Source organism: Kamptonema sp. PCC 6506, assembly GCF_000180455.1.
GTDB lineage: Bacteria > Cyanobacteriota > Cyanobacteriia > Cyanobacteriales > Microcoleaceae > Kamptonema > Kamptonema formosum.
Map to the genome: position 1 here is coordinate 1 of NZ_CACA01000223.1, position 20,406 is coordinate 20,406.

Here is a 20,406-nt window from a genome sequence, read left to right on the forward strand (position 1 = left end):
CGCTCCCCTCTTTCCCTAGCCCCTAGCCCCTAGCCCCTAGTCCCTTCTTCTATAAGAATTTTGTTGCGATCGCCAGAGAGAAGAAAATCGAGAGATAGCAAGTACAAATACTTAATAAGTTCATTACATAAAATTGAATATTTTGCATCAATTTGCAAAGAAACTTAATCTAATTCAACACGGGAAACAGTCTGTCTTAAGATAGATATAAAAGCGCCTTTTAACTTTTTAGAATAGAAAATATTAATGGAGTTTTAAGGTGAAACAATTAGCAATCGCCTTGGGGTTTTTTAGTGGGGTAAGTATTACTCTGATCGGTTGCTCAAGAGAACCCCCTAACCCTCAGAGTAGCACAGAAAGTAGTTCTGAACTTTCATCCGTTGCAGTAGCAGTTCGCGACCTCGGCAACCCCTTCTTCGTGCAAGTTGGTAAAGGTGCAGAGGCCGAAGCAAAGAAACTAGGGGGGCCGAACACAAGAACAACTCTCGTTTCCAGTGGGGACGATTTAAATCAGCAATTTAACCAAATTGAAAACTTTATTGCCTCAAAAGTCAGCATGATTATACTCAATGCTGCTGACAGTAAAGGCATCGCTCCCGCTGTAGAAAAAGCTAAGCAAGCAGGCATTCCCATAGTGGCAGTTGATACCGCCGCTGATGGAGGTGTTGATGCCACAGTTACTTCAAATAACGTCCAAGCTGGTGAAGTAAGCTGTCAATATATAGCCGATCGCTTAAAGGGTCAAGGCAGTGTTGTAATTATCAACGGGCCTCCTGTCGCTTCAGTAATTGAGCGAGTCCAAGGGTGCGAGAATGTATTCTCTAAATATCCTGGGATTAAGGTTCTTTCCAAAACTCAAAATGCAGAAGGTAGCCGCGATGGTGGGTTGAGAGTCATGAGCGATTTGCTCACTTCCTTCCCAAAAATTGATGCTGTTTTTGCAATTAATGACCCTTGTGCTATTGGCGCAGAACTAGCGGCTAAACAGTCACAACGAGATGAATTCTTTATTGTTGGTGTCGATGGCGCACCTGAAGCTCTCGATGCGCTCAAGCAGAACAATAGCTTATTTGTAGCTACAGCAGCTCAAGACCCATTTCGCATGGCAGCCAAGGCTGTTGAGGTGGGAAATGATATTCGGAAAGGAAAGAAGCCTGCCGACCCAACAATTCTAATTCCAGTCAAACTCATTACTCGTGAAAACGTTAACGAGCATAAAGGCTGGACAAGCGAATAAACAAGTTTTTGGCTTAATATCGACAAAATTTGTGAGTTTCAGGTTGCGTAATACAGTCAAGATGTATTACATAAAACTGGAGGATTTTTAATGGTAACTCTCTCTGAATCACCTATACAGACTAAACCAATTCTAGAAATGCAAGGCATTACAAAAACCTTTAACGGGTTTAATGCTTTGCAGGATGTAAATCTAACAATTTATCCAGGGGAAGTTCACGCCCTCATGGGTGAAAATGGTGCGGGCAAAAGTACGCTGATGAAAATTTTAGCGGGAGCCTATATAGCCGATCGGGGAGAAATCAGAATTGATGGTCAAGCTATTAGGATGACTAACCCCGGTCAAGCTAGAGAGTTGGGAATAGCGATTATTTATCAAGAGCTTAATCTCGCCCCCAACCTAACAGTTGCCGAAAACATTTTTATGGGGAGCGAACTCACAAAAGGGGGCGCTCTAATCGACCAAAGCGCAATGCGGATTAAGGCATCTCAGGTACTAGAAAATCTTGATGCCAGTTTTGATGCTGGAGACTTGGTTTCGACACTTTCAATTGCCGAACAGCAGCAAGTTGAGATCGCCAGAGCACTCAAAGATCGAAGCCGCATTCTAGTGATGGATGAGCCAACAGCAGCGCTCTCAGACCGCGAGACAGAAAAGCTTTTTGAAGTTGTTCATCGGTTGCGGAAAGAGGGGATTGCCATTATTTATATTAGCCATCGCATGGAAGAAATTTATGCCCTTGCCGATCGCGTTAGTGTAATCCGAGATGGTGGCTATATTGGCTCTCTGGAAAAAAGCGAAATTTCCGCAGAACGCCTAGTGGAAATGATGGTTGGTCGTCCGTTACAGGATTTATACGAACATAAACGTCAAACAAATCCTGGCTCAGTTGTTCTGGAAGTAACCAATTTAAGTGATGAGCGGAAAAAGGTAAAGTCTGCAAGTTTTAAACTCCATGCTGGCGAAATTGTGGGTTTAGCTGGCTTAGTTGGTGCTGGTAGAACTGAGCTTGCTCGTCTGATTTTTGGTGCCGATCCAAAAATGAGCGGTGAAATTAAATTGGAGGGTCGTCCTCTCAATATCTCCGAGCCAAGTAATGCCATTAAATCAGGAATTGCTTATGTGCCAGAAGATATTAAAGAGCAACATCCATTGAACATTTCTAGCCCCGATGATGCCATTGAAGCGGGAATTGCCTATGTACCGGAAGACCGCAAAAATTTAGGTCTATTTCTAGAAATGAGTTCGGGTGAAAATATCACTTTGAATGTACTCGATCGAGAAGCAAAAGCTGGGATTATCAACTCAAAATCTCTGGCTCAAGTTGTGACTGATGCCATTCAAAACTTAGGGATTCGTCTTGCTAGTCCCAGCATTAGAGCAATGGATTTATCTGGAGGAAATCAGCAAAAATTATTGTTAGCACGTTGGTTGGCAATTAACCCCAAGGTACTTTTACTAGATGAACCAACGCGAGGCGTAGATATTGGGGCCAAAAGCGAAATTTATCGCATTATTAGCGATTTGGCAACAAATGGTGTCGCCATTTTGATGATTTCGAGTGAGTTGCCGGAAATCGTGGGAATGAGCGATCGCGTCTTAATAATGCGGGCCGGAAGCTTAGTTGGTGAAGTGGGCGGTTCAACTGGGGAAAAGATTACACAAGAGAACATTATGGCTTATGCCACTGGAGCAAGAGGGGTACAAAAACTATGAGTCAAACACAAGCGAAAAGCAGCATAAATTCAGGTCGCGATCGCTCCAAAGCGAGTAAAGTTCAAGCTTGGAGAAATTTTATCCAGGTTGCCGGTATCCTACCGATTTTGATTGTAATCTGTATAGTTTTTTCACTGGTTACACCCAACTTTCTTTCACTAGGAAATCTGATTAATGTCATTCGGCAAGCATCGATCAATATCGTGCTCGCTACGGGGATGACGTTTGTGATTTTGACTGGAGGAATTGACCTTTCTGTGGGTTCAATTTTAGGAGTAACAGCAGTTGTTGGGGTGCTGGTATCCTTACTTCCAGGTCTGGGTTGGTTCGCCGTACCTGCTGCACTATTAGCGGGAATTGGTTTGGGATTACTTAATGGTTCGTTAATTGCCTATTTGGGTTTACCTCCATTCATCGTCACGCTGGGTTCTTATACTGCTTTGCGAGGAGTTGCCTATCTGGTAGCTAATGGCACTACAGTTATTAATCGTAATCTCAATTTTGCCTGGGTAGGTAACAATTATCTGGGGCCGATTCCTTGGTTAGTGATCATCGCTTTTCTGGCAGTATTAGCAAGTTGGTTTGTCTTAAGGCGGACTGTTCTTGGCAGACATATTTACGCTGTAGGGGGTAATTCACGGGCCGCGAGACTAACAGGAATTAAGGTAAATCGGGTACTGTTATTTGTCTATGGCGTGAGTGGTTTACTGTCTGGTTTAGGCGGAATTATGAGTGCATCGCGTCTCTATAGTGCGACGGGGATGTTAGGACAAGGCTACGAACTAGATGCGATCGCGGCCGTAATCTTGGGAGGAACGAGTTTCACGGGTGGGATTGGTACTATCTGGGGTACTTTATTGGGAGCTTTAATTATTGCGCTACTCAATAATGGATTAACTTTGATGAATGTATCGTTTTTCTGGCAGTTGGTTGTTAAAGGTTTGGTGATTATTATCGCCGTAACTATTGACAAACTTCGCACTCGTTCTAGCTTTGCATAAGAGTGAAAAAAGGTAATTATACCAACTCTGAGAAGTAAGAAAAAAGTGATATTAGTGTAGGTTGGGTGCTGCCAAGTGTAACCCAACCTTCTAATTTTAGAAGAGTTTGAAGTCATCAGTGTGAGGCATCATAAATCTAGAACAGGCCTGCTTTCGGGATCATAGCCTTTGTTATTATTAATTTTAATGAAACCATGAAACGCTTAGATACTAAACTCTACAAGTCTCGACACGATAGACGAGAGAATAGACGCTGCGCCCAACAGCCATCCAGGAACCCCACGACCACGATGGAATATGTCCTTCTGCTGCGGATTTAGTGTTGAACTTTAGCTCATTATAGTACAACCATTTACTATTCACACGCCAACCTACGCGATCGCTAAACGCTACCCATATTTTATCATTATATTCCCTGGTTTCCCCCAGACTTTGATAGATGCGTTTCTGCACAGAAAAGCCGAAACGCCCATTGCTGTATTTTACCCAAAGTTGGTCAATCGTTCGCAAGTCTTCACAAGGAAAATTATCTATTTATGACTTATCCAGCCATTCTTCTTTTTCTCTACCCGCTACCTTAAACATCACTCTCGTTGTTTCTTCATCGGCCTCTTTCCACTTTAGTGAGACTAATAAATTACGTAATTCTATATAATCCATCCCCACCGCAGAAACCAATTGTATTTGATCCATATCGGCTCTCCAATTGAATAACCAGTCCAATTATCCAGTAATCCTTCAACATACCATCACACTATTTTTCACCCATTGCTATTATTACCTCGAATATTATTACCACGAAACTTAATGGAATTAAAACTACGCCTCAAATTCTCCACCAATTGCCGCAACTGTGCTAAATTTCCTACCTCACCACCATAGCGCCAGCGCACATAAGCCTCAGAAACTTCCTCAATTACTTCCACTTCATCAACACCTAAATGTTGCCGCATATCTCGCGCGTATTCCAAAGGCGTTTGAGCTCGACGCTTAACAAATCCTTTCCTAGCTAAATCCTTCAACATTTCCTGATAGATTCCCTCCACTGGCGGCAATTTCTTCAACCAGCGGCGGTAACGCCAATTTCGCCAAGTTTGCCACAGCAACCAACCAATAAAACCACAACCAATTCCTACAATTAAACCCGTAAATAACCCAACCCAACCTTTAGAAAATAAGGCTAAAAACCAAGTAATTACCCCCACTAACCAGGCAACAACAAAACCAATAACTGTATTTAATAAACCCGTTACTGGTGTCGGCAACCAACCTGCCACCCACTTCCAAAAAGCTTGCAATGCACTAAAAGTTTGATTTTCTTCAATCGATTGTGGATAAAGCGGATATCCCGGAACTGGGTTAAACGGAAACCAGCCATACTTGGGAAAATACACCTCAGTCATTAAATAGGCATCAGTGTTTTTGACGATATACAAACCCGTAAACGGATTGAATTCTCCCGGATCGAAACCGCCAACTACTCGCGCCGGAATCCCAACCGATCGCAACATAATTGTCATCACGCTAGCAAAGTGGTCGGGATAGCCGCCAGTAATTTTAGTCCCCGCTGGACTGTCTTTATATCCAAATAGAAACGCCTCGACTAAATCTTCATCTTCCCGTAAAAAAGGCGGTTCTTTTTGCAGCTTGTAATTGGGATTTTGCTTTAAATATTGAGCCAAATACAAGGCTTTCTCATAAGCTGAATTAATCGGCTTATCAGAGGTAGCAACTCTAGTTCTGGCTGCCAATATTTCCTCAGTTACCCGCCGCACTTTATCTTTAATTTGCGGCGGCACTTGTAGATAATAATTCTGAATATTTTTAGGGTAATTAGTACCTGCTTTGCCTAACAAACTGCGATCGCGATAGGGAACCTCAGAAATCACAGTATAAGTCAGTCCCTCCCGCAATTCCAAAGGCGATCGCAATGTCCCCTCCAGGTCAACGGCTATATCCTGCGTCGGAAAGTAAAGTTCCTTCGGTTGAGCCAAGGCTGGGATCAAGTTAGGCATCTGAGAAACCATTGTATAAGTCTGAATCACCTCTCTGGTGCGGTTCAGAGTCCGCATCCAATTAAGATAAAATTGGTAAGACCAATAAGGTCGATTCAGAGTTAGGGTCTTGTCATTGCGGGAAATCTCCCAACCCTGACCAGTGTAGCGATCGAAGGCCAAGACTCGCCAAAAACCTGCGGCTTGCGATCGCACTCTCATCACCACCTGCGGTTTCATTTCCCCCCGCAAGTTTTGGTTAATTTTAGTATTAAAACCGTAATAAAAAGTATCGTTTAATTTCCCCGGCCCTTTCTCTGGATTGCGGCCGCTACCTCCCCCCGAACCTTCACTATTACCACCTCTAACATAACCAGGATTCGTAATACTGCGACCGTCAAATTGTCCTTGGTATTCAATGGGGGCACTCACTGGAAAAGTCCGCAACTGATAGCCAGGGAATCGAGGCAAAAATGCAAAAATACCCAATCCTAAGCCAACAATTACTAATAACAACAGCCCAAAACGCTTGGGAGATAAAGCCTCGCCAAATTCCCACAAGTTGCGCTTTTTGTCTTTTCCTTCTTCCTTCTTCCCTTTTACTACTTCCTTGAAAATTCCTAAACGCGATCGATAATCGAGCACCAAAGTCGGAATCGCGATCGCCAAAAATAGCAATAGTAACGGCGCAAAAGTCAACTCTTGGCTGAGAGTACCCGCCACTCCCAACAAAATCAGCCCAATCACCATCGAATAGCCTAAATCTTTGCGCTGCGGCAAGTCAAAACTGTGGAGCACTTGAAGTTGAATTAACAGCTTAGCCAGAATCAGGCGGGTGTCATTCAACTCTCCTAGCAAACTGAGGAGAAAGGCAAACAAAGCCAGCAACATTCCAATTGCCAGACAGAATTTAACAGGGATATTGCGATCGCGCCGACTAAACCAACTCCAAGTCGCGCCCACAATACTCAGAGGGACAGCCCAGAGGCTAATCGCCACATCTCCTTCCCCCACCCCAGCCGCCACATCCGTAGCGATAATCCCGACTGTCACCAGCGCTTGTACCAGTACCCGCAGCAGGATCGATTCCTCAGTTTTGGGCTTCGGCATCGTCTCAAGCCACTGCCAAAGCTGACTGAAAAAAGGTAAATTTCGCCGTTTGTCCGCAGTCATTGGCTAATTCTTAGTTAGTGTCTATTAAGAGTTTAGCTCAGAGCGGCAATCTCTGCATACTACGGTTGGGCGATCGCTTCTCTCAGAAACCGGGTTTCTTAGCTAACTCTTCATTAGTGACTATTAAGAGTTTAGATCGGGGTAGCAATTTTTTTTAATTTGGGTTAAATACTTCAGAAACCCTTAAATTTAGTTCTCTAAATCCGGGAGATAGCAGTAAATCATTATTGGTAAAACTACCTAGTTCTATATAAATATCTCCCCTAAGTTCTAAGACTAAAATAGTTTGAGTTTGCGGATCGACAATCCAGTATTCAGGAATACAACAATCCTGATATTGCCTTTTCTTAGCGATGTAGTCTCTATCTCTTTGTATTTCTCCGGGACTAACTACTTCAATAACTAAGATGGGAGGTGACATTGAAAGACGAATGGTATTGCGATTTGATAATTGTTGAATATGTTCTTCTCGAATGATAGTTAGATCGGGATAACGGTTTCTAGGTTCACCTCTGACTTCTAGTTCTAGTCCTTGTCCTCTAACCCGATCGGTTCCCAACATTAAAGCAAAAATCAAAAAGAGACGATTGGCGATTTGGACATTTAACCCTGACTCTGGAGGCATTTCAATTAATTCTCCATTAAATAATTCATATGCCCGCTCGGAATTATCATTGTATGCTAGGTATTCTTCAAAGGTTGTAAATCGAGGTTTAACTGTTAACATTAGATTTATTCCATACATAGACACTAAAGTCGCTACTACAACTTTGATGAAAGCCAATAATTATTTGCAATAACTATTGTAGGGCAGGCATAATGCCTGCCTTTCACTGACTTTTTGGAAGAAGTCTAACATATTTTCAGACTTAATTATTAACCCCCAAAGTCGGATAAACAGCAAACTTTAGAGGTTTATGTTCTTGATTTTGAAACCTAACTGTTAACGGGTAAGTCTTATTAGCTTGAAGCTCAAACAATTCCACACTCAAATAGCCAGAATTAGGCCGATGGGCTGCTGCTAATGCTTCCCCTGCTTTGAGTTCCACACTTCCCCCAGCAGGTAATTGGCACTCAACTCTAATAGAAGCTCTACTTTGCCTCTCCACAGATTGATATTCAGCAAGAAGAGTCAACACACCCGCACCCGTCAGCCATTGCCGTTCAATTGGCGGCTGATTTAGCGGACAAGTTAAAGTTAGAGAGCCCATAATTTCTCGCGCTGCTAATAGCGACAACACCATCTGTTGTTCTGGCGTAGCCTCTTCATAGCGGGGGAGTTGTTCGACATCAGAAAAACAGCGCACAGAACCTAATAAAACTAAGCGCGTCAAATCATTAAGAGTGTCATACTGTTGGGGAAACAGAGCTTTTTCTACAGCCTGCACCATTTTGGCCCCTTCTCGCAATCCTGATAATACGATCTCCTGACAAGGTTCTAGCAATTGAGCAAAAACCTTCTCTGTTAGAGGAATTGGAAATTTCCCCCACTTGAGATTTTGCAATTGAGCACTCCACAAGTGCAAGGGGGGAACCCATTCATCGGCAGCACCGTCTGGATAATCATATTCGTAGTCTTTAGCTTGTGTTTCCCAAGGGAACAGCGGCGGATTGCGGAGGATTTCGGCTTTCAGCCGCTCTTTCAATAATGTTTGAAAACGGTCTTGCACGGTCGGTATTTCTCCCAATTTAAGTGCTTGGCTTTCTGGATAGAGAAAGTCAATCTCTTCATCATCAAGTGGGTCTGGTTCATCCCACTCTAAATATTCCACCCTATTAATATCTTCTAAATCAATCGGCAGGTTGAGGTTTTCCTCTTCCTCTGAAGAACCGCTTGCCTTTGGCTTTTCTAGCAGCCAGTTGAGAAACTGACCCTCGAAAGCGTCTTCATTCTTATTCGTTCTGTTATTCATCAGTAGATGCCCCTTCTCCGGAACCTGAACGATTGCGTATTTCCCAGGCAAGCTCTAGTAACTTAAACCATCGCTTCTGTACCTGGGCCACCGTGCTACCGAGGGTTTGCGCGATCGCAGAATCTGACATACCCTGTTGCTTTAACCTTAGCAAACTCTCTTGCTCTGAGCCAATTTGTAACAGAAAACCATCCCACTGCTGCGGTGTTAACCCCAAATTCTTCTCTAGGTCAGATTCTAACCATTGGTGGACTAACTCCCACCTATGGGAGAGAGCAAATCTGAGCAAGTGATATTTAAACCTTTGCTGTAAATAGTCTCTCTGACGCGGAGTTAAACCTAAGATTGCCTCAATTTCATTAGTGGGCAAATCTTGCAAGCGCAGGGCGAAGTAGTCAGCGCAGTCTTTTTGGTTGCGCTCTTCCAAATAGGTCATCAATTCCTCAATTACAGCCTGTCGTAGGGAGTCTGACTCATCAGTTGAGTTGCCGCCTACCATCGCCTCCCGCACCCGCGTTACTGTTGCGTCGTTCCACGTAGAATCGGATTCTTGAGCCGCACCGTCAGCGGCCTGCTCCATATCTACGGAGGTTTCGTGGGGTTGTTGTTGGGAAAAGGTTTGCGATCGCAGTACGATCAGTTGTTGGCTCCTACCGCGCGATAAAGGAATCCGTCGCTTGCCAAACCTTTCCGCGAAAGCCATATACTCTGCCAACTCTAACCTAGTTCGAGGGCTATAGGTCGCTGGCAGTTGGGCCTCTCGCCGGAAAGCGTTCAAAGCTTCCAGGTAAAATCCCTGCAAAAAGTCTTTAATTAACTCCAGCCGCGCTTGATAGCTCGACTGCACCTGTGGAGGAGTAATGTAGCGGTAGACGATCGCACTTAAGGTACTGTGCAATTCTACCCGCCCAGGGCCAGAACCTAACTGATAATACTGGAGACACTGCTGTAAGCGGTGCTGAGCGAGAGTTATTGCCCAATGCTCCACCTCGCCGGAAGCTTGAATTCGCTTGCTTTCCGTGCAAATTCGAGTAACTTCTGCTGTTAAACGCTCTGCTACTTCCCGGCAATTCTGCTCAGAAGCACGAGTGGACTTTTGGAGTTCGTCCAACAGCAGTTGAAAGATTTTTTCCACGCTCTGGCAGATTTCCCGCATGATTGTTGATAGCTAATATTGACCCTAGCACATCCGTGCTATTTTAGATTTTGGAATTTAGATTAGAGGATAATGGTAGGTATTGCAGATTTTGATACGAACTCGCACTGCTCTGTAAGCCCTCTGTAAGCCCAATTCCCAATCCCAAATCTAAAATCGACTGATGGATTTAGACCAACAAATTCAAACACTGATTAACGAAGCCAGCCCTGATGGTACTACACCTCAGATTGTAGAAGCGATCGCGCCCGCTCTGAAATTGCTAGCTCAAGAGTTGCGCCATCTCCAATATTATATTCTGCAAACCCTTGATGGCAGTTGGGCCGTGACCACTTTAAGCAATCGTACCCAACCTACTTTGGAGAAACGGGTAATTTACGCTTTCCCTACTTCCAAGGATGCTTTAGCTTCCTCAACACCCTTAGATCCTCGGATTCGGGCAGTATCTATGCCCGTAACCCATATTTTATTTCAGATGCTAGCTTTAGAGACTATTGACAGCATTGTATTCTTTGAAACTTCGGGTCATCTGGAAGCCGGAAGTGAGGTAACGCGATCGCAAGTACAAAATTTAATTGGTGCATACTTACAACAATATCACCATCAGCAGTCAGCCCCTAAATCTAAGTTTAGCAATCTTCCTCCTGATATTGCTTGAATTGCTGACAGTTAACTGTTAACTGTTAACAGTTAACAGTTAACTGGTAAGTTGTGATATAATCTATCAATGAATTTTGAGTAAAATTAATAAACTATGACAATTTTACCTCAAATTGAAGAACTCGAAGACATTAAATACCCCAGTAGCGATGGCAAGCCGATGGCGGAAAGTGACATCACGCGATTTTATCTTACTTATAGCGTAGAAGCTCTAGAGATTTACTTCCAAAATCAGCCGGATGTCTATGTGTCGGGAAATTCGTTTATCTATTACGAACAAGGAAAGCCAGCCTCAGTTATCGCCCCTGATGTTTACGTAGTTTTGGGAGTAAGAAAACGCCAAAGACTATCTTATAAATTTTGGAAGGAAGGGGGAATTCCCCCAGCTTTTGTCTTGGAGATTACGTCATCCACTACCCAGGAAGAAGACCAAGAAATCAAACCGGAAATCTATCGTACTTTGGGAGTAAGGGAGTATTTTCAGTACGATCCTTCGGGAGATTATCTCAATCCGATCTTACAAGGCGTGCGTTTAGTAAATGGGCAATATGAACCAATACCAGCCAATATTAATTCTTTTGACAATTTGTGGCTTGTGAGTGAAGTATTGGGACTAGAGTTGCGGGTAATTTCTGGAGAATTGCGCTTTCGGAACCCGGAAACGGGAGAGTTTCTGCGGACTCATAGAGAGTTAGATCGATATCTAATACAAACTCAATCGGCTTTGCAAGAATCCGAGCAGGCGCGGGTGAAAGCGGAACAATCCTTAAGAAACATTGTACGCCAATTGTTAAATTCTGGATTGAATCTTGAACAAGTAGCACAGATGATTGAACGACCCTTAGATGAGGTCAGAATATTAGTTGGAGATTGAAATGGTCGATCGATCGCTCAGTTAACAGTTAACCGTTAACCGTTAACAATTACTCAAATTTAAGCTTGAGAAGCTTTCAAACGGGCAATGCTATCGGGAAAAATATCGATCGCCATTTTCTCATCTTCCCGCGCACTAAGCGATCGCCTGACTTCACCCAAATATAGCGGTACTGAAACCCCGGATTTTGGATGCAATATGGTGCGAACCCGGACGATCATCTGGTCTTTTCCCCGTCCTCCACGACCAAAAGAATATAAATCCCCCGCCGCTTGTCGCATAGTAGCTTCTAACTCAGATTCTCCTATGTTTGGTGAGACAGCAATCACTGTTTCTGCTCCCCCAGTATCGTAAACTAAAGTGTAGCGAACTGCCCCAGGAATTTCCGCGCGGGTATAGAGGGCTAAACTGAGGGCAAATATACCAATAGTAAGAAGGCCCATAAAGCTTGTAACGCCTACTAAGCGAAATCTAAAACCCCATTTCAAAATAAAAGCTAGGACTGTAATAACAGCAATAACTGCTGTAAGAATACCCATCCACTGGGTGTAAGTTAGAAGATCGGAATTTGGTGTCATTTTGTAATTAGGTAATGGGTAATTGCTAATTGCTAATTGCTAATTGCTAATTGCTAATTGCTAATTGCTAATTGCTAATTGCTAATTTAGGACTTACTATGGGGCTCCAGAAACCTGGTTTTTGAAAGGATCTGTGGGTAAAAACGAAGTATTTTCGTAAAAAACCCGGTTTCTTTGGTTGGGCGCGTAAGCCTTGTTTAGGTTATGCTACGCTTCACCTAACAACCTACATTTTACATTTTTAATTGTAATTAGCAATTAGCAATTAGCAATTAGCAATTAGCAATTAGCAATTAGCAATTAGCAATTAACTTTTTCTGCCAGTCAGTAGATAAGTTGTCATATCTCCTTTTCCTTTAACCGGGATCGTACCGCGCTCCTCAAATATATACTTATCGCACAATCGTTCATAAGTAGCAACCGTCACTTGAATTGCACCGGGGAGACCGTGAGATTCCATGCGGTTTGCAGTATTTACAGTATCACCCCACAGATCGTATGTGAACTTTTTAGTGCCAATTACTCCTGCTTCCACTGGCCCGGTGTTAATGCCGATGCGGATGCTGAGGGGTTGGCCGGCTTGAGCGGGCATTTGGGCAATTTTTGCCTGCATATCCAGGGCCATTTCTGCGATCGCTTCGGCATGATCCGCTTGAGGCGTTGGTAAACCCCCCACTACCATATAAGCGTCACCAATAGTTTTAATTTTTTCTAAGCCGTAGAACTCGGCTAACTGGTCAAAAGCCGAAAAAATTTGATTGAGCAACTCTACTAATTCCGCAGGCGACAGATGAGCTGAAAGCTTTGTAAAACCGACTAAATCGGCAAACATCACGGTTACGTCAGCGAAACTGTCAGCAATCGTGCTTTCTCCGCGTTTCAAGCGCTCGGCGATCGCGTAAGGCAAAATATTCAGTAGCAACCGCTCGGATTTTCCCTGTTCGTCAGCCAACTTCTGCAAATAGGCCTGTTCCTGATCTCGGAGTCGCTTCTTCTCCAAACAAGCACTGATCCGAGCTTTCAGCAACACGGGATTAAACGGCTTAGAAAGATAATCCTCCGCCCCTAACTCAATGCAGCGCACGATGCTGTCGATATCGTCTACCGCCGAAATCATAATTACGGGGATGTAGCGCAACTTATCATCCGCCTTCAAATGTTCGAGCACTTGATAGCCGTTCATTTGGGGCATCATAATATCGAGAAGCACCAAATCAAAAGGATGCGATCGCATCATCTCCAGAGCGAGGATGCCATCTTCCGCTACTTGGACTTTATGACCCTGCCGCTGGAGGCGGCGAGCAAGTAAGTCGCGGTTAACTTCATTGTCATCAACAACCAGCACATTACCCTCTTCAGGTTTCATCTCTCTTCCTCCCTGGAGAGTTCCGCTTTGTAATCAGCTTAGCGGTGAGAGGAAATCGAGGGCAGGGCTGATGCAGCATAGCTATAATCATCCTTTTTTTTGAAAAGCCTTATAGTATTTATACGATAAAAGAACTTTTTATAGGTCGCCTCAACTGTGGATGCTTTCTCATACCAAGCCTCTTACCGTTATAATCTATCATGACTTACCTAGTGTCGTCGCGCGCGGACTCGGACTGGCTGTCTCGAAACTCTTGTCAGTTAGTTCTCCTCTAAGTCTCGTGTATTTGGGCGATCGCATTTAATTGGGTGCAAAAATTTCTCTTAATAAGGTTCGCTTCGCTTAATCCCTGTGGGCTGAGTTTGGAAAAGTTGTTAACTATTGATTCTATGCAAGCATTGGCTCGATTTTTGAACCCAGAGCCTAAAATCCTAATCTTACCCAACCCCGGCGAATAGCGTGTAGCAATCTGTTCACTAACTGCTGAGCTTCTTCATCAAAAGAGGAGCTGACGATCGCTTCCTTTAACATCCGGCGATCGCTCTGGGTCAAAACGCCTTTGCAGCTAGCGCTGGCAAGGATAGCATTTAAAGTATAGGTGACATTGGTAGACATGGAAGTATTTTAAATTCGACCCTTCAATCATCATTGGAAATACTGAGACTTGATGTGAGGGCTGTCGTCTAGGCGCGTGATTATTTTAAGGTGAGAGTGTGATCTGTAGTTGCAACTGAGGGCGATCGCTACACCAACTCTTAAGTAGAAGGTAGAAGGTAGAAAAATTTAGTTATCTAGGAGAGAAGGAAGAATGTTTATACAGTCAGCTTTTTAGCCATCCTTATCTTATGGTTAATTAGGTGGATTTACTTATCATGTCCGGCAAATTACTTCCGATCTGTCATTGCGAGCAAAGCGAAGCAATCACCTAGTCTCTGCGATTGCTTCGGGATTGCTTCGCTGGGCTCGCAATGACAAGCATTTAACCGGATATGATATCAGTCTTGGGTTACTATAATCGCAGCCTCCTCTTACTAAGAGCTTGTCATTTCTGCAAGAATATTCCGCATATTGTCGCTAGCATATCCAACTTCTAGCTGAGATTTATCTTGCAAATCTGATGCAAGTTTTTCCAGAATATTTAGCGCTTCAGAAGAGCCTGTAGTTTGCATAAATAGAGCTTGCAAGTGATTTTTAACCATGCTGAGAATAGAACGAGTTGGATAACTTTTTCCACCTTTACCTTTGACTATTGCTTTACCGAAATAATGCGTTTTTAACAACCGCATTTTTTCGGTTCCCTGAATCTTAACCGCTTCCAATATCTCGTTTCGTAATTGCTCGACTAAATCCTCAGTTACATACTTCATAATCAAAGGCTGAAGCGTAAAAAGTATTTCTCCTCCTTCATTTATTTTTTCTATTAGCGACCTACGACCTAAAGATTCCAGATTTTTAAGCAAATCCGAAAGAGATGACTTAACTAAAATATCATCTCGCAATTTCGCTAGCGAAACTGGATTTTGAGTAATAGCAAGCCAGTAAATAATCTCGGCTTCAGAAGGAGACAGCCGCTCGAATTGCTGAGTAAGCAAATTGGTAAGATGATCTTCAATAAATAGCCCTGTAGCCTCCAAAAATTTGGAAATATTACCTTCAAAGAAATCTTGAATCGTTGCTGCCACAATTTTAAAAGCTAAGAGATTACCTCCGTAGCGACTGATTAACACTTTCCACTCTTTGTCTTTAGCAGATAAGCCTTTTTCAGTGAAGATTTCGCGTGCAATTTCCTCGGAAACTGAAGGTTTTAGCGACTTGACTTTTTCTCCAGAAATTAAAGCAAGTTCTGTGGGTTCTTCAGAACTGAGTAGCATTAAACAGCTATTGTGGTTAACTTCTCCTAGTCGCGCAATCAGTTCTCGATAACCTTCTAGTCCGGGTCGATAGCGCCCAGCTAATTCTCCAGGGCTGAGAACCATCTCGAAATCATCTAAAATCAGCAGACAGCGATGCTTGCGGAAATATTCAACTAACCGGGAAATTCTGGCGTTTACATCTAGTGGCAAATCTGCTTTTTGTTGGGGAGAGAAAATGGAAATTAAGCTAGCTAGAAGGTCTTGCACAGATGGACAGGCTCGTAGCGATCGCCAAATGATAAAATCAAACTCATCCTGTACAAGTTTAGCCGCCTTCACTGCCAGAGTTGTTTTGCCAGTGCCTCCCAAACCCAGCAGTGCCACCAAGCGACAGCCATCTGATAAAATCCATTGCTTTAAGGCTGCTAATTCCTCAGTGCGGCCGTAGAACACCGAAACGTCGGGGGCCTCACCCCAATCTTGATGATGGTGCGCGATCGCCACTGCCGAGGCCATTACTCTACCCGCCGGAATGAAATCCCCCGAACCCTGACCAGCTTGGTATAAAAATAGTAGTTGATGCCTTAATTCTGCCAACTTCCCAGGGCCATTCCCCCCGATTTTAAATTTTTTGTAGACCTCGCCGAGTCTTTTGCGGACGGCGATATCACTGATACCCAATTTAGTTGCGATCGCGGCTGTCGGCTGACCGTCCAAGGCCATAAACACCGTCTCCAGCTCAGCATCAGTCACGCTGCGTTCTTTTGTTATTGCTTGCACAAAGTCTTGAGGAATCTGAGTAGTCAAGGTAGGAATCTCGCTTTTGCTAATCTTCTAATTTTTATTATATTCTGTGAGTATTAGCTAGCAAACCCTTGATCTGACTAATGTTCAGCTTGCTTTTTAGTTTTATTTATCTATATCTCACTTATTCATTGTGAGTAGCAAATAACACAAGCTGTACTTAGTTAATTGTTAATTGTTAGTGGTTAGTGGTTAGTAGTGTTAGTAGTTTATATAGCAGTCGCCAAGGCGATTAAGACGTTCTGAGTTCCATCAAACTCGCTGATTGTATTACCTTATTCCCCTTATTCCCCTTATTCCCCTAGCCCCTAGTCCCTAGCCCCTAGCCCCTAGATGAGGATAGATATCCGTAACATTGCCATCTGGGAGGTAACAAACCCCCCAGAGGGCGCGTTACGTAAAACAACTAACAACTAACCACTAACTTACCGCTCTTGACAATAGGTTTCGTAAACCCCGTCCAGAAGTAAATTAAGAGCACAAGCCGCATTTGATGCTGCTGACAACGCTTTTTCTTTTTGTTCCTCTGTCTGGCAAAGTTCTAAAAGTGCTTCCCGCGTCGCCTGAGAGTGAAACTCATCAGCCTGCTCGTGGACTGTAAAAAATGAAAGCGCGTTTTCAGAATCAATGCCATAAAATTGCTTTAGACCTGCTATTTTTGTCGTAGCAACTTCAGGCACTTGCGATTCATAAGCATAGAGTGCAGCCAAGCCAACAGCCGGTTCTTCACTGCGGGCTAATTCCTTAAGAATGCGGACAGATTCACGAGTTTTTTCAAGGTATTGGCGTTCTAAAACTGCTTTCCTCTCTACACCTAAACCTTCAGCAAATCGCAACCACAACTCAGGGTGATGTGTAGAACCTCGTTCCTCTTCAATCAGATTTTCGAGCAGCATTTGGCGAATTTTGATATCATCGCAGGCTGCGTGAGTTGCACTGACATAGGTGGGAAAATTATGGACTTGCAGGTAATATTCCTGTGCATACTCTTGCAACATTGCTAAGGATAGTTTACCTTCATTCCACATTTGGTAAAATGGATGTTTAAGCAAATTGTGCGTCTCAATCGTACCGTTGAGTTGTTCGAGAAATTGTTGTTCTGTCATCGTCATGGTATTGTTTGACAATTGTGGGTTAAAAAGCATCTTATATCAAATTTGGATGTTGTCAATAGGACTTACTCACAACTAACGTAATGCCACCCTCTGGGCGGTAAGGATAACGCCCAGAGGGGGCGTTACAAACAATAATATAAACAAGTTTTTACCTAGTAGATTTTTCTCAAAAATTTTGTAATATCTTTAAAATTCGCTCCCGCAACTGTTTGAGCATACTATATTCAGTTAAATTGTCTTGTTGAGAATCGCAGGAAGCGATCGCCTGGGATACCTCAGACAACATCTCAAACACCAGGGGCACACCCAATTGTAACTCCTCCATAATTTCTCGCTGAGCAAATATATCTTGAGGCTTTCCTTCAAGAATTAACCGCCCTTTATCAACTACAAAAATCCAATCTGCCCAGCGATAAACTAAATCTAGATCGTGACTTGCCATTAATATTGTTGTCCCGGAATTGTGAATTTTTTCTAAGGCAATCATTAACTGGCGCGTATGAAGCCGATCTAAATAGGCTGTGGGTTCATCTAACAATAATAATTCTGGTTCTAATACCATAACATCAGCCAGAGAAACCCTTTTTTTTTGCCCCAAACTTAAATGGTGAACTGGTTGTGTTGCCAGTTCCGAAAGTCCAAATTGCATCAGCACTCGCTCTACTCTTTCTGCAATTTCCTTTGCTGGTATTCCCAAATTGCACAAACCATAAGAAATATCTTCTTCTACAGTTAAAGCCACTAATTGTTGTTCGGGATTTTGAAAGACTAAACCCACCTTTTGTCGCAAACTCATTAGATAATTACGGCTGTAATCAATCTGTTTTCCTTGCCAATAAACCTTTCCTTGCTGAGGCTTATACAAACCATTGGCCAACAAAAACATAGTTGTTTTACCACAGCCATTTTGACCAATAATAGCACTTTTTTTTCCTGGTCGTAAGCGCAAGCTTAGCCCATTTAAAGCTGATTTTTTACTACCTAAATAGGTATAGTGTGCGTCTTCAATTTCTAGCAAATATTGTGACATTAGTCAAGCATTCCAGTCCTATTAATACTCCACAACCTATAATCGCTTCTAAGGCATATCGCTGTGAATAGCAATAGCGACGCGAATGCCATACTCGCAACTCCCCCGTAAATCCCCGCGCCTCTAATCCCAGGGAAAATTGATGATAATGTAGCATTGTTCTGTGAAATAATTGCCCGACAAGTAAACTTAGACTATTGATAGAAGTCCGCCAAGTTCGATATCCAGCACGAGATTGTTGTGCAATCCATAACTCCTGCGTTGCTGACAATAAAGTAAAAATAAATCGATACATTAACAGCAGCAATTCAGTTAGAATAGCAGGCAATCCTAGACGACGCAATGTCTGCAATATTGCTGCAAAGGGAACGGTTAATAGCAGAAAATACATACAGCAAACAGAGGAGAGAGAGCGTGAAAAAATCGTTAATGCTAATTCGCTACCATTGCGGCTGATGTAAAAGTAATTTGACCCTAAAGTCATCCCCTGTAAAGCATCTGTTTGAATTAAAGATATATGAGCAACAGAAACTCCATTGATTGCTATTGCTGGTAAACTGGTTAGCCAAAATAATGCTGCTAGATAGAGCATTCGCCAGTAAATTTCTGGAGGTGTTCTAGCATAAATTATTGTCCAAATACTCATCCAGATGATAATTAAACCTTGTACTGGGGGATGGGCAAATAAGGCAATAGTTAAGACTACGATCGCAAATATCAATTTTTGTTCTGGCGGCAAATTAGATAAACTATTCGTGTAAGCCAGAGTGTCTAACTTGAGACTCATAAATCTATTGACAATAATTTAAGAAACCGCCAAGATGGCGGCGTTACCGATGCTTATTCAAGCTTTATCTTTCATTTTTGCTTGTTTTTTTACTTCTGTTCGCCCTCGATATAAACCAATTACATAGCCAATTACTCCCGCACCTAAAGCTGCTTGAGATGAAAATAATAAGCTTTCAATTTCACCACTAGATGGCTCAATTACTGATTGAAACCAGGGTTTATAATCAGGGTTAATTTCAGCAATCGCTTCCTCAGCTTGACCATCAGCACCGCTAAATTCAGCATTTCGGAGAGATATTACAGGTATTACAGCTAAAAGCAATACTCCTGTTAGTAACAGCCAGTTATTCCATCCTTGATTAGTCTTATTCACTCTTATGATTCTCCTTTGATTAATTGCAACTGTTTCAATTCTTCAGAATTGTAAGATTGCAGCCAGTTCCACACTAAAACAGTCAGCAATCCTTCACTAATTGCTAAAGGAATTTGAGTTAGGGCAAAAATGCTAGCAAACTTGATGAATGATGCCATAAAGCCGCCCACAGGAGCGGGGAAAGCTAAGGCTAATTGTACAGAAGTAATCAGATAAGTGAGCAAATCTGCAAAGGCTGCTGAGATAAAGATTGCCATTGTTTGTTTGCCACTTAATCGCATGATAATATGGTACAACCAGTAAGCAGCAAATGGCCCTGCGATCGCCATTGAGAAGGCATTAGCTCCTAAAGTTGTTAAGCCGCCGTGAGCTAATAGTAAAGCTTGAAATAGAAGCACTAAGCTACCCAAAACTGACATCGCTAAAGGGCCAAATAATACTGCTCCTAATCCAGTCCCCGTAGGATGGGAACAACTACCAGTAACGGAAGGAATTTTGAGGGCTGAGAGGACGAAAGTAAAAGCACCTGCTAGGGCAATAAGTAATTTTAATTGTGGATTTTCTTGAGTTATTCTCTGAATCGATCTTAGTCCTAAGATAAAGAAAGGAATAAAAATAATCCACCAAAAAATTGCCCATTGCACGGGTAAGAAGCCTTCCATAATGTGCATGGCGTAAGCTGGTGGCGTTTGACCTATGATTAGGTGAAAGCTCAAGCCTGCCATTAGTATTAGTTGCCAAAGTTGCTGCTTTTTTTTCATTTCCAGATTATTT

Annotated in this window: 18 protein-coding genes and 1 pseudogene; 5 read left to right on the forward strand and 14 right to left on the reverse strand. The window is 42.9% G+C overall.

The genetic code is table 11. The features are described 5' to 3' along the window. The first annotated feature begins 259 nt into the window (after positions 1-259). The 3 genes from OSCI_RS11595 to OSCI_RS11605 all read left to right on the forward strand — a co-directional run bounded on the left by OSCI_RS11595 (position 260) and on the right by OSCI_RS11605 (position 3,954). Positions 260-1,237 (forward strand): ABC transporter substrate-binding protein, encoded by a 978-nt coding sequence (locus OSCI_RS11595; protein WP_007355138.1) that lies wholly within the window; start codon positions 260-262, stop codon positions 1,235-1,237. A 90-nt stretch (positions 1,238-1,327) separates the two neighbouring features. After that, positions 1,328-2,953 (forward strand): sugar ABC transporter ATP-binding protein, encoded by a 1,626-nt coding sequence (locus tag OSCI_RS11600; RefSeq protein WP_007355139.1) that lies wholly within the window; start codon positions 1,328-1,330, stop codon positions 2,951-2,953. Beyond that, positions 2,950-3,954 (forward strand): ABC transporter permease subunit, encoded by a 1,005-nt coding sequence (locus OSCI_RS11605; RefSeq protein WP_007355140.1) that lies wholly within the window; start codon positions 2,950-2,952, stop codon positions 3,952-3,954. The genes OSCI_RS11600 and OSCI_RS11605 overlap by 4 nt, the downstream gene beginning before the upstream one ends. A 210-nt stretch (positions 3,955-4,164) precedes the next feature. Here OSCI_RS11605 and OSCI_RS28430 read toward each other — a convergent pair. From OSCI_RS28430 to hetZ, 5 genes and pseudogenes are all read right to left on the reverse strand, one after another. Continuing rightward, positions 4,165-4,647: pseudogene (locus OSCI_RS28430) on the reverse strand (GUN4 domain-containing protein). Positions 4,648-4,715: 68 nt separating this feature from the next. After that, the gene (locus tag OSCI_RS11615) at positions 4,716-7,121 is read right to left on the reverse strand and encodes a DUF4129 domain-containing transglutaminase family protein (RefSeq protein WP_007355143.1); all 2,406 of its coding nucleotides are present in this window, start codon (positions 7,119-7,121) and stop codon (positions 4,716-4,718) included. Positions 7,122-7,275: 154 nt separating this feature from the next. After that, the gene (locus OSCI_RS11620; protein WP_007355144.1) at positions 7,276-7,848 is read right to left on the reverse strand and encodes a Uma2 family endonuclease; all 573 of its coding nucleotides are present in this window, start codon (positions 7,846-7,848) and stop codon (positions 7,276-7,278) included. Positions 7,849-7,990: 142 nt separating this feature from the next. Next, positions 7,991-9,034: a hypothetical protein gene (locus OSCI_RS11625; RefSeq protein ID WP_007355145.1), complete on the reverse strand. Its 1,044-nt coding sequence runs from the start codon at positions 9,032-9,034 to the stop codon at positions 7,991-7,993. Further along, a complete protein-coding gene (hetZ, locus tag OSCI_RS11630) occupies positions 9,027-10,190 on the reverse strand; it encodes a heterocyst differentiation protein HetZ (protein ID WP_007355146.1) in 1,164 nt (387 codons plus the stop codon). Before hetZ ends, OSCI_RS11625 begins: the two co-directional genes overlap by 8 nt. Positions 10,191-10,353: 163 nt before the next feature. On the opposite strand from hetZ, the gene OSCI_RS11635 reads away from it, so the two are divergent. Then, positions 10,354-10,848, forward strand: a complete 495-nt coding sequence (locus OSCI_RS11635; RefSeq protein WP_007355147.1) for a hypothetical protein — start codon at positions 10,354-10,356, stop codon at positions 10,846-10,848. 96 nt (positions 10,849-10,944) lie between these two features. Next, a complete protein-coding gene (locus OSCI_RS11640) occupies positions 10,945-11,724 on the forward strand; it encodes a Uma2 family endonuclease (protein WP_007355148.1) in 780 nt (259 codons plus the stop codon). A gap of 59 nt (positions 11,725-11,783) precedes the next feature. Here the strand turns inward: OSCI_RS11640 and OSCI_RS11645 are convergent, their stop codons facing one another. The 9 genes from OSCI_RS11645 to OSCI_RS11685 form a co-directional block, all read right to left on the reverse strand. After that, on the reverse strand, positions 11,784-12,302 hold the full coding sequence (locus OSCI_RS11645; RefSeq protein WP_007355149.1) for a Ycf51 family protein: 519 nt from the start codon (positions 12,300-12,302) through the stop codon (positions 11,784-11,786). A 307-nt stretch (positions 12,303-12,609) separates the two neighbouring features. Continuing rightward, complete coding sequence (locus OSCI_RS11650) at positions 12,610-13,668, reverse strand: adenylate/guanylate cyclase domain-containing protein (protein ID WP_007355150.1); 1,059 nt, start codon at positions 13,666-13,668, stop codon at positions 12,610-12,612. Positions 13,669-14,091: 423 nt separating this feature from the next. Continuing rightward, positions 14,092-14,283, reverse strand: a complete 192-nt coding sequence (locus OSCI_RS11655) for a hypothetical protein (protein WP_007355152.1) — start codon at positions 14,281-14,283, stop codon at positions 14,092-14,094. Positions 14,284-14,699: 416 nt separating this feature from the next. After that, the gene (locus tag OSCI_RS11660; RefSeq protein ID WP_007355153.1) at positions 14,700-16,328 is read right to left on the reverse strand and encodes an NB-ARC domain-containing protein; all 1,629 of its coding nucleotides are present in this window, start codon (positions 16,326-16,328) and stop codon (positions 14,700-14,702) included. A 422-nt stretch (positions 16,329-16,750) separates the two neighbouring features. Continuing rightward, entirely contained in the window at positions 16,751-17,431 is a 681-nt protein-coding gene (locus OSCI_RS11665) for a CADD family putative folate metabolism protein (protein ID WP_019486941.1), read from the reverse strand. A gap of 175 nt (positions 17,432-17,606) precedes the next feature. Continuing rightward, a complete protein-coding gene (locus tag OSCI_RS11670; RefSeq protein ID WP_019486942.1) occupies positions 17,607-18,470 on the reverse strand; it encodes an energy-coupling factor ABC transporter ATP-binding protein in 864 nt (287 codons plus the stop codon). Then, complete coding sequence (gene cbiQ / locus OSCI_RS11675) at positions 18,445-19,257, reverse strand: cobalt ECF transporter T component CbiQ (protein ID WP_007355156.1); 813 nt, start codon at positions 19,255-19,257, stop codon at positions 18,445-18,447. The genes OSCI_RS11670 and cbiQ overlap by 26 nt, the downstream gene beginning before the upstream one ends. A gap of 57 nt (positions 19,258-19,314) precedes the next feature. Next, the gene (locus tag OSCI_RS11680; protein ID WP_007355157.1) at positions 19,315-19,632 is read right to left on the reverse strand and encodes an energy-coupling factor ABC transporter substrate-binding protein; all 318 of its coding nucleotides are present in this window, start codon (positions 19,630-19,632) and stop codon (positions 19,315-19,317) included. Between the two features lie 2 nt (positions 19,633-19,634). Further along, positions 19,635-20,393, reverse strand: a complete 759-nt coding sequence (locus tag OSCI_RS11685) for an energy-coupling factor ABC transporter permease (RefSeq protein WP_202796236.1) — start codon at positions 20,391-20,393, stop codon at positions 19,635-19,637. Between the last annotated feature and the right edge of the window lie 13 nt (positions 20,394-20,406).

What these genes read in the sequence shown, in the direction of transcription:
- OSCI_RS11665 (WP_019486941.1), bottom strand. Translation starts at nt 17,431, where the DNA reads ATGACAGAACAACAATTTCTCGAACAACTCAACGGTACGATTGAGACG.
- OSCI_RS11625 (WP_007355145.1), bottom strand. Translation starts at nt 9,034, where the DNA reads ATGAATAACAGAACGAATAAGAATGAAGACGCTTTCGAGGGTCAGTTT.
- OSCI_RS11605 (WP_007355140.1), top strand. Translation starts at nt 2,950, where the DNA reads ATGAGTCAAACACAAGCGAAAAGCAGCATAAATTCAGGTCGCGATCGC.
- hetZ (WP_007355146.1), bottom strand. Translation starts at nt 10,190, where the DNA reads ATGCGGGAAATCTGCCAGAGCGTGGAAAAAATCTTTCAACTGCTGTTG.
- OSCI_RS11655 (WP_007355152.1), bottom strand. Translation starts at nt 14,283, where the DNA reads ATGTCTACCAATGTCACCTATACTTTAAATGCTATCCTTGCCAGCGCT.
- OSCI_RS11650 (WP_007355150.1), bottom strand. Translation starts at nt 13,668, where the DNA reads ATGAAACCTGAAGAGGGTAATGTGCTGGTTGTTGATGACAATGAAGTT.
- OSCI_RS11670 (WP_019486942.1), bottom strand. Translation starts at nt 18,470, where the DNA reads ATGTCACAATATTTGCTAGAAATTGAAGACGCACACTATACCTATTTA.
- OSCI_RS11685 (WP_202796236.1), bottom strand. Translation starts at nt 20,393, where the DNA reads ATGAAAAAAAAGCAGCAACTTTGGCAACTAATACTAATGGCAGGCTTG.
- OSCI_RS11620 (WP_007355144.1), bottom strand. Translation starts at nt 7,848, where the DNA reads ATGTTAACAGTTAAACCTCGATTTACAACCTTTGAAGAATACCTAGCA.
- OSCI_RS11640 (WP_007355148.1), top strand. Translation starts at nt 10,945, where the DNA reads ATGACAATTTTACCTCAAATTGAAGAACTCGAAGACATTAAATACCCC.
- OSCI_RS11600 (WP_007355139.1), top strand. Translation starts at nt 1,328, where the DNA reads ATGGTAACTCTCTCTGAATCACCTATACAGACTAAACCAATTCTAGAA.
- OSCI_RS11645 (WP_007355149.1), bottom strand. Translation starts at nt 12,302, where the DNA reads ATGACACCAAATTCCGATCTTCTAACTTACACCCAGTGGATGGGTATT.
- cbiQ (WP_007355156.1), bottom strand. Translation starts at nt 19,257, where the DNA reads ATGAGTCTCAAGTTAGACACTCTGGCTTACACGAATAGTTTATCTAAT.
- OSCI_RS11615 (WP_007355143.1), bottom strand. Translation starts at nt 7,121, where the DNA reads ATGACTGCGGACAAACGGCGAAATTTACCTTTTTTCAGTCAGCTTTGG.
- OSCI_RS11635 (WP_007355147.1), top strand. Translation starts at nt 10,354, where the DNA reads ATGGATTTAGACCAACAAATTCAAACACTGATTAACGAAGCCAGCCCT.